11 protein-coding genes are annotated in these 16423 nt (G+C 46.3%); 1 reads left to right on the forward strand and 10 read right to left on the reverse strand.

The window, feature by feature from the left end; genetic code table 11:
- From AC3A8L_RS03915 to AC3A8L_RS03960, 10 genes are all read right to left on the reverse strand, one after another.
- Positions 1–3498 (reverse strand): hypothetical protein (locus tag AC3A8L_RS03915; RefSeq protein ID WP_487960924.1); only part of this gene is annotated, 3498 nt, incomplete at its 3' end.
- A 697-nt stretch (positions 3499–4195) separates the two neighbouring features.
- A complete protein-coding gene (locus AC3A8L_RS03920; RefSeq protein WP_487960925.1) occupies positions 4196–6586 on the reverse strand; it encodes a heavy metal translocating P-type ATPase in 2391 nt (796 codons plus the stop codon).
- Positions 6586–7122, reverse strand: a complete 537-nt coding sequence (locus tag AC3A8L_RS03925; protein WP_487960926.1) for a FixH family protein — start codon at positions 7120–7122, stop codon at positions 6586–6588. The genes AC3A8L_RS03920 and AC3A8L_RS03925 overlap by 1 nt, the downstream gene beginning before the upstream one ends.
- Positions 7123–7124: 2 nt before the next feature.
- Positions 7125–8558 carry a cytochrome c oxidase accessory protein CcoG gene (ccoG, locus tag AC3A8L_RS03930; protein ID WP_487960927.1) on the reverse strand — a complete coding sequence of 478 codons (1434 nt, stop codon included), beginning with the start codon at positions 8556–8558 and terminating at the stop codon, positions 7125–7127.
- A gap of 111 nt (positions 8559–8669) precedes the next feature.
- Complete coding sequence (gene ccoP, locus AC3A8L_RS03935) at positions 8670–9563, reverse strand: cytochrome-c oxidase, cbb3-type subunit III (RefSeq protein ID WP_487960928.1); 894 nt, start codon at positions 9561–9563, stop codon at positions 8670–8672.
- Positions 9564–9568: 5 nt separating this feature from the next.
- Positions 9569–9766, reverse strand: a complete 198-nt coding sequence (locus AC3A8L_RS03940; protein ID WP_487960929.1) for a cbb3-type cytochrome oxidase subunit 3 — start codon at positions 9764–9766, stop codon at positions 9569–9571.
- Positions 9767–9771: 5 nt separating this feature from the next.
- Entirely contained in the window at positions 9772–10383 is a 612-nt protein-coding gene (gene ccoO / locus AC3A8L_RS03945; RefSeq protein WP_487960930.1) for a cytochrome-c oxidase, cbb3-type subunit II, read from the reverse strand.
- A 10-nt stretch (positions 10384–10393) separates the two neighbouring features.
- Positions 10394–11839, reverse strand: coding sequence for a cytochrome-c oxidase, cbb3-type subunit I (gene ccoN / locus AC3A8L_RS03950; RefSeq protein ID WP_487960931.1), 1446 nt, complete (start codon positions 11837–11839; stop codon positions 10394–10396).
- A gap of 262 nt (positions 11840–12101) precedes the next feature.
- The gene (locus AC3A8L_RS03955) at positions 12102–12677 is read right to left on the reverse strand and encodes a hypothetical protein (protein ID WP_487960932.1); all 576 of its coding nucleotides are present in this window, start codon (positions 12675–12677) and stop codon (positions 12102–12104) included.
- 20 nt (positions 12678–12697) lie between these two features.
- Positions 12698–13915, reverse strand: coding sequence for an argininosuccinate synthase (locus AC3A8L_RS03960; protein ID WP_487960933.1), 1218 nt, complete (start codon positions 13913–13915; stop codon positions 12698–12700).
- A 222-nt stretch (positions 13916–14137) separates the two neighbouring features.
- On the opposite strand from AC3A8L_RS03960, the gene AC3A8L_RS03965 reads away from it, so the two are divergent.
- On the forward strand, positions 14138–15742 hold the full coding sequence (locus AC3A8L_RS03965) for a transglutaminase family protein (protein ID WP_487960934.1): 1605 nt from the start codon (positions 14138–14140) through the stop codon (positions 15740–15742).
- The last annotated feature ends 681 nt before the right edge of the window (positions 15743–16423 follow it).

The following is a 16423-nucleotide window of genomic DNA, read 5'->3' on the forward strand; positions in this document are numbered from 1 at the left end:
GGAATTTTTGATTTGTGTTTGCGATAAGCGCCGTAATTTGGGTTCAAGTAATTCACCCTGCAGCTCGCAACTTGCCACTTCAGAGAACTCTCTAATTGCCGATTCGGCGGCAACTAAATTATCGCCGCGATAAAGCTCGACATGCAAACGCTCGAGCCCATCAAGCCCTTCAGCAAGAACGCTAACATTCGCCAAACCATCAACGCAAGTTACCGCCTCCTCGTGCACCTTGGCGTATTTACCCTCGTCGGAGTATGCATCCATCAAACCTAAACGCGCTTGAATCATGCCTTCGGTATGCGAAGAAGCCACAATATAAACATGACTTGGCTCGAAATTTAGCGACTTCGGTAAGCCCACCACAGGGGATTCACAACCGTAGCAACCGCCAATTTTGAGCACGTCGTTTTCATAAGCGACACGCAGGCGTGTAGGTGCTGGCGTAACCTCACCCTCAACAGGGTTCGCGGCGATAAGACGATAGTCATTAAGAACCCCCAAGCCACTATCTTCAGCCAAACCATAACGGCCCGACCAGTGAATAAAGACCATCTGCCCCGACAAATCATCAGCATCTGTCACCAACAGACCCACCTTCGCGAAATCATGCTCGATCCCGCCAACGCTAAGCACGTCAAGAGTTAAATCCAACGCCCCATCAACAACGGTTTTGGATAGCGCGTTGAAGTATATTTTATCCTGCCAAAAATCTAGACCTGCACCATTAAGAATAAACGTACCGTCATCCATTTGTACCGCGACTTCATCGGCCGCTATTAACGCAAGTCCATCTTCGCGTGATGTTACACCCCAATAATCAGCGATTGGAGTAAGTTCGACTTGCCCCGGGTCACGCAAATGCAACTGCAAGACTTCATCAACTTCACAACTGAAATCAACCCTAACACCAAGTTCAGTATAATCAGCTTCGGTTATTACCACCGTACCATCTGTAACGGGAGCAGGTTCTTTAATGCCAAACGACTGAACCCAAGCAACCAAAGTGTCATAATGCTCACGAGTGAACGGCTCTGACTGAGCAGCATTAACAGATGGCATATTCGCATTCTCACCGCCATAAAACTTAATGCGGCTCAATAAGAATGAATTTTCAGGGTCAAGTGGATTTATGTAGCCTTCGCCGTTACGTGCTCTGGCCAAGCGCCAGTCCTCATCAGTCTCGTAAGCTGCCCAGGCGCTATGAGAATTGAAGTGACAGCTAGCACAGTGGTCGTTGATGATTTTCAACGCTGTCGCAGTATCAACACTAGAACTGCTTGACGACTCCATAGCCGAACTACTTAATGCAACAGCACTACTTGAACTCACGGCGACCGAAGATGATGAAGGCATCTCTGACGAGCTTGCAACAGAAGAGCTCATCGATACCTGAGAGGATGACAAACTAGACGATAAGACAATGCTACTCGAATCAGCCATGCTACTTTGAGCTATCGAACTCGATGATGACTGCTGCGCTTCGCTACTCGACTCTTCCGCTAAGTTCAAAAGCCACGCTTTAACAACCTCATAATTGGCTTCAGTAAACGTTAACTTTTGATCGCTATTGTCAGGTGGCATATTCGAAGCCTCCCCTTCGTAGAAACTCATACGAGCCAACAAAGTCGATTCGAGGATATCACTGCGATTAATTAGATCACTGCCCGCAAAGGTTTGGGCTGCCAGCCAAGCCGCCTCATCATAAGCCACCCAGCCGGCATGCACATGGCAACTAGCGCATTGCGTACTCAGTATTTCAATCGCCGTTAACACTGCAGCAGAGGATGCAGCCACCGATGATTCAGAGCCTTCAGAACTTAAAGACGAAGATTGGACGCTGGATGATGATATCGGAGAGGCAGCACTACTAGCGCTAGACTGCTCAGCGGCACTACTGGCAACACTGCTAGCCGAACTTACTGCCGCTATGCTACTTTGAGCCGCAACACTGCTTGATGACTCGCTCACGGCAACAGAGGCAACACTCGATATAGGGGTTACAGGCACCGAGCTCAAACTATCAACACTAGAACTACCTACATCACTGGAAGATGAGGCTTCAACACTGCTCTCGCTGGTACTTTCAGCCTGCATCAAAAGCCAGTCTTTGATAACTTCATAATCAGTTTCAGTAAACGTTGATTCTTGCTCGCTATCAGCAGGCGGCATATTCGAAGCCTCTCCCGCGTAGAAACTCATACGAGCCAGTAAAGGTGATTTAAGGATATCGCTGCGATTGATTAGATCATTGCCGGCAAACGTTTTAGCCGCTAACCAAGCCGCCTCATCACCATAAGCCGTCCAACCATCGTGCCATCCCATATGGCAGCTAACACATTGCGCATCCAGTATTTCAATCGCCGTTAACACTGCAGCAGAGGAAACCGCAACCGATGATTCGGAGCCTTCAGAACTTAAAGACGAAGATTGGACACTGGAGGATGATACCGGAGAGGCAGCACTGCTAGCGCTAGATAGCTCAGAGGCACTACTGGCAACACTACTAGCCGAACTCACTGCCACTACACTACTTTGAGCCAAAACACTGCTTGATGACTCGCTCACGGCAACAGAAGCAACACTCGATATAGGGTTTGCAGACACAGAACTAGAACTCTCAACACTAGAACTACCTACATCACTGGAAGAGGAGGCATCGGAACTGCTCTCGCTGGTACTTCCAGCCTGCATCAAAAGCCAGTCTTTGATAACTTCATAATCGGCTTCAGTGAACGTTGATTCTTGATCGCTACCAGCAGGCGGCATATTCGAAGCCTCTCCCGCGTAGAAAGTCATACGAGCCAATAAAGGCGACGCAAGAATATCGCTGCGGTTGATTAGATCACTGCCGGCAAACGTTTTAGCCGCTAGCCAAGCCGCCTCATCATAATCTGCCCAGCTAACATGGGTATGGCAACTCGCACATTGCGCACCCAGCATTTCAATCGCCTTTAACACTGCAACAGAGGATACCGCCACCGATGATTCGGAGCCCTCAGAACTTAAAGACGAAGATTGGACGCTCGAGGATGATATCGGGGCCGAAGAGCTACTAACACTCGACACCTCAACTGAACTGCTGCTAGCTAGGCTCATCGATGAAGATGAAATTTCAGCTACCGAAGAATTTACCGCTACTGAAGAGCTGCTAGCTACTGCAGCGGAGGAACTCGCTAAAGAAGAGCTAAAAGATACTTGCGCCAAGCTCGATACAGCAACATTAGAACTAAGCGACACACCCGTACTGCTTGAAGACAATAAACTATTAGCCACGGAAGAGCTTTGCGGCACACTTGAGGATGAAACAATGGCTACGCTACTCAATGCTGCAGAGCTACTAGCTAAAGGACTTGAGCTTACCGGCAACGCCTGAGTAGACGATGCGACCAGCTGCCCGCCGGAAGGCGTTTCTTGCTCGACCTCACTACCACAACCAGCCAACAACAAAGCGAAGAGAAACACTGTTGATTTAAAGGTGCAGAAAGGGAACCTATACATACTTACTCCAATTAACGCTACACAATTACCCTTCAACTAACACCTCAGTGCATTAGCGAACAGAACGAGTACCGCAAAACTCAAGGATGGCTCAATGTGAATATTTTCAATCTGAATTTAAAAGAGCCCAGCACACAATCAAATTGAATTAAGGTACTTCTAGTGCAAACATTAGCACAGCGAGGTTTTAAGCAATATATCTCTTGGTTTTGACAACCACCTTTTGTGAGGTAATAGAGACTAACACGCTACCTAAACAGCCAATAAAACAATCCAAACGACAAAATGAACGCACCGTCGCTTTTAAGCGAAGAAAAAACTGTCGCATAAAGTAACTCGCTTTCACCAGAATCATTCAAAAAAAATAAGAAATATGAAAAAACGGCCTAGCAAAGAGACTCTGCTCGACCGTTTTTGTAACCATACTTATAACTGGATACATTTTAACCACATAAAGCTTGAGTGTCGACAAGCCTTACATCACAACTGTGATGCACATTAAACGCTGATATTGTCAAAAAAACGGACTTTGCGTGAAGAACTAATAAAGCAAGCATTCACTCCAATAAAGATCAGATATAACACTGTATATACGACAAATAACACCACAGGCAGGAAAATAAACACCAAACCCTCACGCTATCCAATAAAAGAGTGTACACAGATGAGTATTGAAAATATAAAGGAGAACTAAGTTTTATCGGGCCTGTAGCCGTAAGGCATTGATGACGACAACCAAAGAGCTCAAGGACATACCTATTGCCGCCAACCAAGGGGGAATAAAACCACTCGCAGCAAGGGGCAAAGCGCAAATATTGTAAGCCAGCGCCCAAGCCAAATTTTGTCGAATAATTAGGCGTGCCTTCCTTGAAGCAGTCAATGCCGCAGGTATCGCACGCAAGTCATCCAGCAACAAAATGGCTCCCGATTGTAATTTGGCGAAGTCGCTCGCTCCAGCCATAGCAATCGACGCTGTTGCGGCCGCCAAGACAGGCACATCGTTTATACCATCTCCAACCATAAGCACTTGTGCACCCTCTTTCTGTAATTTCTGGACATACAATAATTTTTCAGAAGGTGCCTGTCCTGCAAGCGCTTGGTCGATCCCAAGAAGCTCACTTAAAGCCGTTACATTCTCCTTGCGATCACCACTCAAGCAATGAACCCGAAGCCCTTGTGCCTGCAACAACGAAACCGCTTCTTGCGCAGAAGTTCTCACACTATCAGCTAAACGCAACCATGCAGTAGGCTTTTCATTGGCAGACAAAAGAAGCCAAAGCCCATCACTCGGATAATTTATAGCTTGATCAGGGCAGGCAAACACGGGACGGCCCAAGCGATAAACAACGTCATCGATAGTCCCCATTACCCCGAGCCCGGTATAGCTCTGCGCAGATGAACACGTAACAATGGGCTCAATATCTTCGAAAGCTTTAGCAATAGGGTGTGAACTAACCCGCTGTAAGCTCGCACATATAGACAGAACATCTTTTTCGGATAGTACAGTGCCTATAAGCTGGGTTTGCACTATAGAAAAGTGGCCCTGGGTGAGAGTCCCTGTTTTATCAAAAACCACATCACTAATGTGAGGCAGCACCTCTATCACTGAGCCTGACGTCACCAGCACCCCTCCCTTGCGCATTCGGCCTGAAGCCGCAGTCACTGCAGCCGGCGTCGCCAAAGAAAGTGCGCAGGGGCACGTTACGACCAATACAGAAAGAGTAATCCATAAAGCTTGATCCGGGGCCTGCCACAACCAATAACCAGCAACACAAACGGACACCAATAAAACAGCGGATACAAAATAGCTGGCAATGCGATCAGCTAAAGCGACCAAAGGCGGTTTATGCTCTAACCCCTGCTCGACAAGACGCTCTATTTCAGCAAGCCGAGTATCAGAACCTAACGCCTTAACCTCGACAACTAAACCCGACTCAACATTCTGGCTTCCAGCAACAACGCTATCGCCAGCCGATTTTGATCGAGGAAAAGACTCCCCTGTCAATAATGACTCATCCGCACTACTGACCCCCTCAATCACTTCACCATCACACGGAAAGGTTTCGCCTGAAGCCACCCATAAACGATCCCCTAATGACAAACCAGAAAGCGGCACAACTTTTTTTTTGCCCGCGGAATCGATAGTTACGGCCGCCATGGGGATTAAACGCTGCAAGCCCTGACCCGACAAAAAATTGCTGTAGCGCACACGCTGCTCAAGATAGCGGCCCAACAATAGAAAAAAGATAAACATGGATACAGAGTCGAAATAGACATCACCACTGCGTGTCAAGGTAGCTACAACGCTCGCGCCAAAAGCCAGTATTAACGCTATAGAGACAGGGACATCCATCGTGAGGTGTCTTAACTTTAACGCACGCAGAGCCGCAGTAAAAAACGGAGATCCGCTGTACAGCAATACCGGTGCAGCAAACAGCAGGCTCACACACCGCAAATAAAATTCCCACTCCTGCGATATACCCTGAAGGCCTCCAGCATGAAGTGCAATAGAGACCATTCCTGCCTGCATCATGCCTAAACCAGCAACCCCCAAACGCAACAAGGCCGTTCGTTGCCGCTGTAGCCAGGAAGCCTGCACAGCGCCCCCCGAACTAGGTGACGCCTTAAAACCCACTTTAGCTAGAGCGGCAAAAATTTCACTGACACGCAATACATCCGGGTCGAATGTAATGCGCCCTTGATGGCTACTGGCATTAACACTAACTTTAATAATTCCAGGAAACGTCAATAAATGCTTTTCTATTAGCCACACACACGCCGCGCAAGAAATGCCATCAACGTTAAGATTTACTAGCGAATATTGATTATCAGTGCCCGCACTAAGCACAAACTCAGTCTGCACATCAGGTAAATCATAAACACTGTACGCATCCCCAATTACTATTGGGTCTGGGCGAGCATTCTGCCCTCCCCGATAGGAATAAAAGCTTTCAAGTCCGCCACTGATAATGGCAGTAGCGATAGCTTGGCAGCCAGCACAACAAAACGCGTGAGGCTCGTCGTGAATAGTTACAGTAAAAGCAGCTACGCTCGGCTGAGCGCAATGAAAACAAGGATCAAGAAGCATTAATGAGAAGTAGCAAATAATTCTTTACGGGTACGATTGGTTGAGTCCACATCGGCAAGGTTTATATCAGAAGGGATACGCCATTTCTTTTCAACTCCACCGTCACTAACAGCGCCTAGTAATGAAATATACCAACGCCCCCTTTCAAGCTGAAGCAAGTCTGCACGGTAGCGCTTGGGAGAAACTTGTTTGAGCATTAAGGTAAAATCTTTATCGGCATGGGCGGGATGTGAAAACTGAACTTCCAGACTATCACTCGGCAGAACTTCAGCAGATAAAAACCACAATTCGCCAACAGTCCAATCGAATTGAACAACGCCGGCAACACCCAGCTCAACAGCTAACGCATGCTCTTCGAAGCGATGATTAATCATCCGCCCCTCTTTGTAATAGTTATCTAAAACACGATCATCTGCCCCCTTGAATGCCGTAGTTACCATCACGGGCACAGAAACTATTAACGTCAGCATCGGCGAGATCAACAACCAAAACCATAACTCTTTGTACCACGGCTTAGCCGGCGATAAAGTATTCATAATCATCTCTTTTTAGGCGCCATAAATACGGTTGCTTCGGTAGCGATCAACTCTGCATTATCTTCAGCAATAATACGAATCACTAAATCATTTTTTTCTTTTGTAATTTCAGAGCGTGGCGCAGCAATACGTATAGGCAATGTAAAAACCTCACCTTCATTAATAGGGACGGCATGGTATTTTTTTAAGGTATACGATAAATCGCCCTCAAGCTCTATACGGTAGGTATGAGTTTGGCGATCCATATTATTAATTTTAATGGTGTACACATTTTGTACCTCTTTACCCTGCACGCGGTACATTCTTGCACTGCGATCACGCAACACATCAACCCCCAGCGGGCTTCTTGTGTATATGTTGTACCCCAACAGCACCATCATGGTTAATACAATTGTAAAATAACCAAAAAGTCGCGGTCTAAAGAAATGTGTTTTGCCTGTTTTCAGCTCATCTTCAGAGGTAAAGCGTATTAACCCTTTAGGATAATCCATCTTATCCATAATGGCATCGCACGCATCCACACATAAGCCACAGTTAATACACTCGTATTGCGCCCCGTCTCGAATATCAATATCCACTGGACACACCTGCACACACCAAGAGCAGTCTACGCAATCCCCAAGACCTTGCGACTTATAATCCTCTTTAGGTTTTCTCGGCCCACGTGCCTCACCTCTAGCTTCATCGTACTGCACGTAAAGCGTATCGTTATCGTACATAACGGCCTGAAAACGCGCATAAGGACACATGTATTTACAAACCTGCTCTCGCAGCCAGCCCGCGTTCAAATAAGTAAACGCCGTAAATAAAAATGTCCAAAAAACAGCCGCGGCGGGTGTATCCCAAACAATACCCTCCGATGAAATAGCCGGTATGAACCCTATCAGTAAATCGCGAATCGGATAAAAATAACCGATAAAGGTGGCACCCGTAATGAACGCAATCAAAAACCAAAGGCTATGCTTACTGCCCTTTCGAACAAGCTTTTCGGTACTCCACGGCTGCTTATCTAGCTTGATACGCTTATTCCGATCACCCTCGCATAAATCTTCAACCCAAATAAACATTAAGGTCCATACCGTTTGCGGGCAGGTAAAACCACACCACACTCGGCCAACCGTCACCGTCACCGTAAACAACGCAAAAGCCGCAATAATAAGAGTCCACGCTAACAGCATGAAATCTTGCGGCCAAAAAGTAACGACTAAAATATGAAATTTACGTTCAGAAAGATCAAACAACATGGCCGGACGACCATCAATCACCAACCAAGGCATCAGGAGAAAACCCAACAATAACGGAATGCCCGTGTAGCGGCGCAAACGTTGGTAAAAGCCTTTGACCTTGCGAGTGTAGATTTTGGCCTCTGACTCGTACAGGTTTACATATCGAATTTCGTCATTCGGTGAGGTGTTTTTTTCGTCGGATTGAGACAACTAATGAGCACCTTTAATTCAAGATAAGAGAAGGGAATAAAGAAAGGAATACCGTATAACGATTTTTGCCACATAAAAAAGGCGCGCCATGCGCGCCCTTTCTAAGCCTACTTACTTAGACAAACTGTAAACATAAGCGGTTAAGAGATGAATCTTATCCTCTCGGAGCAAGTCTTTTTGTGCTGGCATACGGTTTACACGGCCGTTGCGCACAGTACTGGCAATGGTTTCGCGATTACTGTCGTAAAGCCAGATATCGTCAGTTAAATTAGGTGCGCCCATAGCAATAATGCCCTTAGCCTCAGCGCCGTGGCAAGTACTACAAATGGTACCAAATACCTCTTTACCTGCAGGTACCGCCGCTGCATCATGCTCCAAACCCGATAAGCTCAAAACATACTCAGTTACCGCAGCAACGCCATCTTCACCTATAGTTGCCCCCCACGCGGGCATGTTGGCATTACGACCACCGACAAGTGTGGCTTTAATTAGGTCAGGAGTGCCGCCGTGTAGCCAATCATTATCCGTAAGGTTAGGGAAACCATAGTTACCGCCACCATCAGCACCGTGGCAAACCGCACAGTTATTTGCAAATAATCGGACACCCATCTTCATGGCTTCAGGGTTTTCGCTAAGCGCCTCAACACTCATTTTATTGTAAGCATCGTAGCTATCAACATATTGCTCCCGCGCTTTTTCTTGCGCTGTCGCTAATTCACCAGTACTTGTCCAACCCAGAACGCCCTTCCAATTCCCTAAACCGGGGTACAGAACTAAGTATATCGCCGTAAAAATGATAGTTCCGACGAATAGCTGAAACCACCACTTAGGTAGCGGATTATCATATTCCTCAATGCCGTCATAGACGTGTCCTGTTGTATTATTTTCTGCTTCCACATCGTCTCGCTTGGCTACTTTTTTATTGGCAAAAAGTACCCAAGTACATAAACCTATGCACGCAAGGGTTAATACGATAACCCACCAACTCCAGAATGTACTCATCATTGTATTTAGCCCTTTTTCTTAGTCTCGTCAGCAGATGATGGCGATGCATCTTCGCCCTGCGCCGTGGGTTCATCGGCAAAAGGCAGTTGCGCTGCCTCATCAAATTGCTTGCGGCGTGAAGGCGAAAATGCCCACCAACACACGGCAAAAAAAGCGATGGCAACTAATACGGTTGCCACACTGCGTAATGTATTTATATCCACAATGGCTACCGCTTATGTGTCAGCAGCGTACCCAACTGCTGTAAATAAACGACGAGAGCATCAATTTCAGTACGCCCCTGCACAGCCGCTTTAGCACCCGCGATATCTTCGTCGGTATATGGCACGCCAACTCTACGCAAAGCCGCCATTTTTTTACCGGTATCATCACCGTCAAGCGTATTATCAAACAACCACGGGAACGCTGGCATATTCGATAAAGGAACGACACTGCGCGGGTCATATAAATGCGCGCGCTGCCATTCATCACTGTAACGCTGCCCTACACGCGCAAGATCTGGCCCAGTTCGCTTTGAGCCCCACAAGAATGGATGCTCATAAACACTCTCACCAGCTACAGAATAATGCCCGTAACGCTCCACTTCGGCGCGCAGTGGGCGGATCATTTGCGTATGGCACACATGGCAACCTTCGCGAATATAAATATCCCGCCCCTCTAACGTTAAAGCAGGCAAAGGCTTTAACCCTTCAATTGGCTGTGTAACATCGGGGGTAAAAAACTGCGGAACAATTTCTACCAAGGCGCCAAAACTAATCGCCACCACAACTAAGACACTCATTAAACCAATATTTTTTTCAACTATATCGTGATTTTTCATGCTCGCACTCCTATGCCGCTTGAGGCGTAGCTTTGGCTTCTTCAGGCTGCACTTCAAACTTCATAGTGCGAATAGCGTTATACGCCATTATCACCATGCCGCTTAAGAACAATGCACCACCCAAGAAACGCACAAAATAACCAGGACGACTAAACTCTACCGCCTGAATAAAGCTGTAAGTCAAAGTACCGTCAGCATTGAACTGGCGCCACATTTGCCCCTGGCCAATACCATTAACCCACATTGCAGCTACGTATAAAACAGTACCTACAGTTGCCAACCAAAAATGAACGTTAATAAGCTTCACACTGTGCATTTGTTTACGGCCAGCCAATATAGGTAACAAATGATAAATTGCCCCAATACTGATCATCGCAACCCAACCCAAAGCACCTGAATGCACGTGACCAATAGTCCAATCCGTATTGTGCGATAACGCATTAACGGTTTTGATTGCCATCATGGGGCCTTCGAAGGTACTCATTCCGTAAAACGACAACGAAACCACCAAAAAGCGTAATACCGGATCGGTTTTTAGCTTATGCCAAGCGCCTGATAGAGTCATCATGCCGTTGATCATGCCGCCCCATGAAGGCGCCAATAAGATTAAAGACATCACCATTCCTAAGCTTTGAGTCCAATCGGGTAAAGCGGAGTAATGAAGATGGTGCGAACCGGCCCATACATACAAAGAAATTAAAGCCCAGAAATGGACGATAGAAAGCTGGTAAGAATACACCGGGCGACCCGCCTGCTTTGGTACGAAGTAATACATCATGCCCAAAAAGCCAGCCGTTAAGAAGAAACCCACTGCATTGTGCCCATACCACCACTGAATCATGGCATCCATCGCGCCACTGTAAGCAGAGTAAGACTTCATAAAAGAAACAGGCACAGCCATGCTATTTACAACATGCAATAAGGCTACGGTAATAATGAAAGCGCCAAAGAACCAATTGGCCACATAAATATGAGGGGTTTTTCGCTTCATTATCGTGCCGAAAAACACGATGCCATAAGAGACCCAAACAAGCGTAATAAGGATATCTATTGGCCACTCAAGCTCTGCATATTCTTTGGCAGAGGTGTAGCCCATAGGTAAAGTGATCGCCGCCGCCACAATAACCAGCTGCCAACCCCAAAAAGTAAATGCAATCAGAGGCCCACCAAAAAGAGTGGCCTGGCATGTACGCTGAACAATGTAGTAAGAAGTTGCAAATAATGCACAGCCACCAAATGCAAAAATAACAGCATTGGTATGCAGTGGACGCAACCGACCAAAATGGCTGTAAGGCTGCAGGATGTTATTAAGCTCTGGCCACACCAACTGTGCCGCGATCAAAACGCCGAGCCCCATTCCCACAATTCCCCATAGTATTGTCGCTAATGAAAACGACCGTACAATATCGAAATTGTAAGCAGGAGTTTCGGACGCATGCGCCGAATGACTACTCATAGGATTTTCCCAAGTTTAAAATTAAAAGCAAAAAAGGTATCAACTGCAAAGCAGCACAAAAATACATTTAAGATAGTGGAAACTATAGCTTTTGCTGCACTTTTTATTAATGCGTTACGCATTCAAAGCTATAACCCAAAAAATACAAAGCCTTTGCAATAAACAAAGGCTTTGTTATTTCAACCTAACAAGCAAAACATAGCCAGCTTAAACCGCCAGCAAAGCATTGCTTTGTTTTCCATCAAAACAATGTTCGTTAAACTTAAAAAGCCATGCGCCCGCCAATGGCGAAAGAGCGCTGATCCGAACCAAAACCAATGTCGGCAGTCGCCGAAAAGTTGCCATTAAACCAGTACGCGCCGCCTACTTTGGCAAATAAATCGCCATCACCCAATGTCGAATAATCAACTTCAAAGTAGCCTTCAATACCCGGTACAACATAGCCACGGATACCGCCACCAAGGACTAAACCCGTATCGCCTCCGCCAGAATCATGTGATTCGTCAGAAAACCCAACAACGCCGTACAAATGAGAAGCTTCTCCCCATGCAGAGCGATAACCTACGCTGGCAGATAACGACGTTGAGCCACAAGCATCGCCAGTCACATCACCTAAGCTTCCGCGAGCAAAGATTTGCCCGTTAATATCAAATGAACCATCGATAAACAGACCGTCTTGTGAACAATCTCCATTCGGCAGACTCAAACGCTGTGCAAAGTACTTTACGCCAGCATAATTATAAGTCGGTCGAACTTTCTGTGTATTTTTCGGCTCGGCAGCATATGCACCCGAAGCCAGCAATGATGCTGCAACAACAGCCGTCATTAATATTTTCATGATTGTCTACCCTATTAGTATTAGAACAGTTTACGGCCTTTCTGAGCAGCAATACGCATACGTAAGGCATTCAGTTTGATAAAGCCCTCTGCATCTTTTTGATCGTATGCACCAGCATCATCTTCAAAGGTAGCAATTTTCTCATCGAATAGGCTTTGCTCAGAACGCCGCCCAACAGCCGAGACACTGCCTTTATACAGTTTCAATCGCACATCACCATTCACATTAGTTTGTGATTCATCAATGGCTTTTTGCAGCATGATTCGCTCTGGACTCCACCAGTAACCGTTATAAACCAGCTCGGTATACTTGGGCATAAGCGCATCTTTTAGATGAGCCACTTCACGATCCAAGGTAATGGATTCGATAGTGCGGTGAGCCTTCAACATGATCGTGCCGGCAGGTGTTTCATAGCAACCACGAGACTTCATACCCACATAACGGTTTTCGACAATATCTAAACGGCCAATACCGTGCTTACCGCCGATGGTATTCAAGGTTTCCATAACTGTTGCTGGGCTCATCGCTTCGCCATTGATCGCAACTATGTCGCCCTTTTCAAAGCTGACCTCGATATATTCAGCTGCGTCAGGGGCATTTTCTGGAGACACGCTCCAACGCCACATATCTTCTTCGGCTTCTGCCCATGGATCTTCTAAAATGCCACCTTCGTATGAAATATGCAGTAAGTTTGCATCCATTGAATAAGGCGACTTTTTCTTTTTGTTGAAGTCGACAGGGATATTATGCTTTTCGCAATACGCCATTAAAGTTTCACGGCTGGTTAAATCCCATTCACGCCATGGCGCAATAACCTTCACACCAGGTTTCAAGGCATAAGCGCCCAATTCGAAACGAACCTGATCGTTACCCTTCCCCGTAGCCCCGTGTGAGATTGCATCTGCACCGGTCTCATTAGCGATTTCGATTAAGCGCTTAGCAATTAAGGGGCGAGCAATAGATGTCCCCAATAAGTATTCACCCTCATAAATCGCATTGGCGCGAAACATGGGGAACACATAGTCGCGAGCAAACTCTTCGCGCAAGTCATCAATGTAGATTTCTTTAACGCCTAGGGCCTCTGCTTTAGCACGCGCAGGCTCTACTTCTTCACCCTGACCAATATCAGCAGTAAAGGTAACCACTTCGCAATTGTAAGTATCTTGCAACCAACGAACAATCACGGAGGTATCAAGACCACCCGAATAAGCCAGAACAACTTTATTTACAGACGACATAGAGGCTCCAAAGGTAGAAATTTGTGACAAATGGTAAAAACGGCGGCATTGTAGCGGGTACAGCGGTGAAATAACAGGTATAAGCACTGCCATTATGGTTAGCCAAAACAAACTTATGCGCGCCAAAAGTGTCTGCCTACCGAGGCAACCCTAACAATCATTAATCATTGGAGCTTTCCGCGAGCAGCCGCTCGCCCACTAGAGAAGCAAAATGGCAATTATATGACTCCTTTTATTGTGCGATTCCGATTCAAAAGCCTCGTGTTTTTATGGCTAGTACTCTCGCTCGCCACTATTAGCGAAGCCGCAACCATTAGCCGTACTGAATTCGGGCAAAACGCATATCCGATATGGAGCCCGCTATCATTTTTCGAGCGGCAAACCATTGGCGAGCGCCATGCCGCTGAAGCCGGCGACCCCGACGCCCTGCTCGCTCTCTACATTATGGCCTCCGGCCGCCATTCAGTTAATGACTACCAAACCATCAAAAAACAGATCGATGCTTTTATTCGCACGCTGCAAGATCGCACCGATGGAATGCTAGACCCTTGGCAACAGGGAGAATTACTGAACGGGGCTATGCATCATGCTTTCTTCAAAACACCAGCACAAAAAGACAAGTCATCTGATGATAGCGGTGAAGAGCAAAGTGCACCGCCAAATAACTACAACATCGATCAATCAACCCTAACGACTATATTTAGCCAAAATACGTTTAACTGTATCAGCTCCAGTTTGTTGTACGCCGTTTTAGCGCGACACCTCAACTTTGATGGCCGTGGCGTAATGCTACCTTCCCATGCATTTATTCAACTTGACTTCAATGACGGGAAAAGTGCTGAAGTTGAAACCACCAGCGCAACAGGTTACGACAAACACCACGACGCCGAATTTTATCAACGCTCGGCCGATGCATGGTTCAACCCGCGAGGTCTCGCGCCCTCGACCTACGAAGATTACCTCAGCCGAGAACTCATCCCTTTTTGGCAGCTTGGTACACGCAACATGCTGCACCAACATACCCACCCCAAGCGCATGAACGATATCGACCGTGGACGCCTCGCCGAGATTAGTGCATTCATTGACCCAAGCCATGAACCCGCACAAATTAACCGCATGCACTACTACACCACTGAAGCATCAAATCTAGCCGAAAAGCAGCAATGGCAAGATCTTACGCGCCTATTGTCAACCGTTATAGAGCAACTATCCCTCGACACCCCCAGCTTTAGCCACAACGAACAACTTCAAAATAGTTTTTTCTGGCTTAACTTGATATCTATTGAAGCCTACGCTCAACGCCTTGATTTAGAGTCAACGGTCAACGCTATTGAAGCGGCCAACAATCTTGCCTATAACGATGAACGTTTATCACGCGTTAAAAACCGCAGTGTCGATGCTCTAAATACACTATTGAAAAATGCGGTAACCCTCAAAGATTTTAACAGTGGCTTATATGCCATCACATCAATAGAGATGATTATTAGCGATCATCCGCACTACGCTGAAGCGTTAGAATGGTTTTACAATCAATGGGCAAAGTTTTACTGGGACACAGAGTCATGGCCCGATGCCGTTGCAATTTTAGAAGATTATCTAGCGCAACCATACTTGCCAAACGACATAGGAAAAACTCAAACAAACCTTGCTAATGCCTACAAAAACTGGGTACTGGATGAATTAGGCCGCAATAATATTGGAAGTGCAAAAGCGATCGCCTTTCAATGTGAAATGCAGCATTTGGATATTTTGGTCTGTAAACCCGCAATCGATGAAGTGACCATCGCTAACGCTAAATACACAAAACTAAATCCGATATCCCAATAAGAATTTATTACGGGCATGATCTAGGCCGTCGAAATATCGACTTTACCTAGGGTGATTAATTTCTAGCATTTGGATGCTGTTATTGTCGAAATTTCAATTTTCGTTTTTCATCATGACTAAATCGCCAGAAAAATGAGCTTAAAATATGGCTGCGGGGTTATTTTTTGGGCATTCAAGCGCCGGGAGCGCTTGTATAGCACCCAGGGATGGCTTGAGCGGCCCATAAAATGGCTGCGCAGTCATTACTGCGGATAGAGCCTTTTTCCGGGATACTGATTGTGGCCAAAAAGGGCTTATTTCGACGGCCTAGGCATGATCTCGAACAAGTGACGTAATCGGCGAGGCGATATTTAGAATAAGGGGCGGGGTAATAATAGTTTGTCCAATTAGAAAAGGGGCCTACAGGGAAGTAGATTATTAGAATAACGCATCGAGGCAGAAGCCTCTTATTAGACATTGCATCCGTATAGGGATATACGTTACAAGGGTAATTCAGGAGCAGTTACCGAGGCATGTAACGTTTTTAGCAACGCCGTTGAGGGAGCAGGAGGCAAGTATTATTGGATAAAGTGTTTTTTCCTCTACCCTAATATATCAGGGCAGAATGAATTAAAACCAGATTATGACGGGCACAAAAAAACGGTAAAGAACCTAACCCTTAAAATAGGTTCTTTACCGTTG

This window comes from Marinagarivorans sp. (genome assembly GCF_982758155.1).

What these genes read in the sequence shown, in the direction of transcription:
- AC3A8L_RS03920 (WP_487960925.1), bottom strand. Translation starts at nt 6,586, where the DNA reads ATGCTTCTTGATCCTTGTTTTCATTGCGCTCAGCCGAGCGTAGCTGCT.
- AC3A8L_RS03925 (WP_487960926.1), bottom strand. Translation starts at nt 7,122, where the DNA reads ATGAATACTTTATCGCCGGCTAAGCCGTGGTACAAAGAGTTATGGTTT.
- ccoP (WP_487960928.1), bottom strand. Translation starts at nt 9,563, where the DNA reads ATGATGAGTACATTCTGGAGTTGGTGGGTTATCGTATTAACCCTTGCG.
- ccoO (WP_487960930.1), bottom strand. Translation starts at nt 10,383, where the DNA reads ATGAAAAATCACGATATAGTTGAAAAAAATATTGGTTTAATGAGTGTC.
- ccoN (WP_487960931.1), bottom strand. Translation starts at nt 11,839, where the DNA reads ATGAGTAGTCATTCGGCGCATGCGTCCGAAACTCCTGCTTACAATTTC.
- AC3A8L_RS03955 (WP_487960932.1), bottom strand. Translation starts at nt 12,677, where the DNA reads ATGAAAATATTAATGACGGCTGTTGTTGCAGCATCATTGCTGGCTTCG.
- AC3A8L_RS03960 (WP_487960933.1), bottom strand. Translation starts at nt 13,915, where the DNA reads ATGTCGTCTGTAAATAAAGTTGTTCTGGCTTATTCGGGTGGTCTTGAT.
- AC3A8L_RS03965 (WP_487960934.1), top strand. Translation starts at nt 14,138, where the DNA reads ATGACTCCTTTTATTGTGCGATTCCGATTCAAAAGCCTCGTGTTTTTA.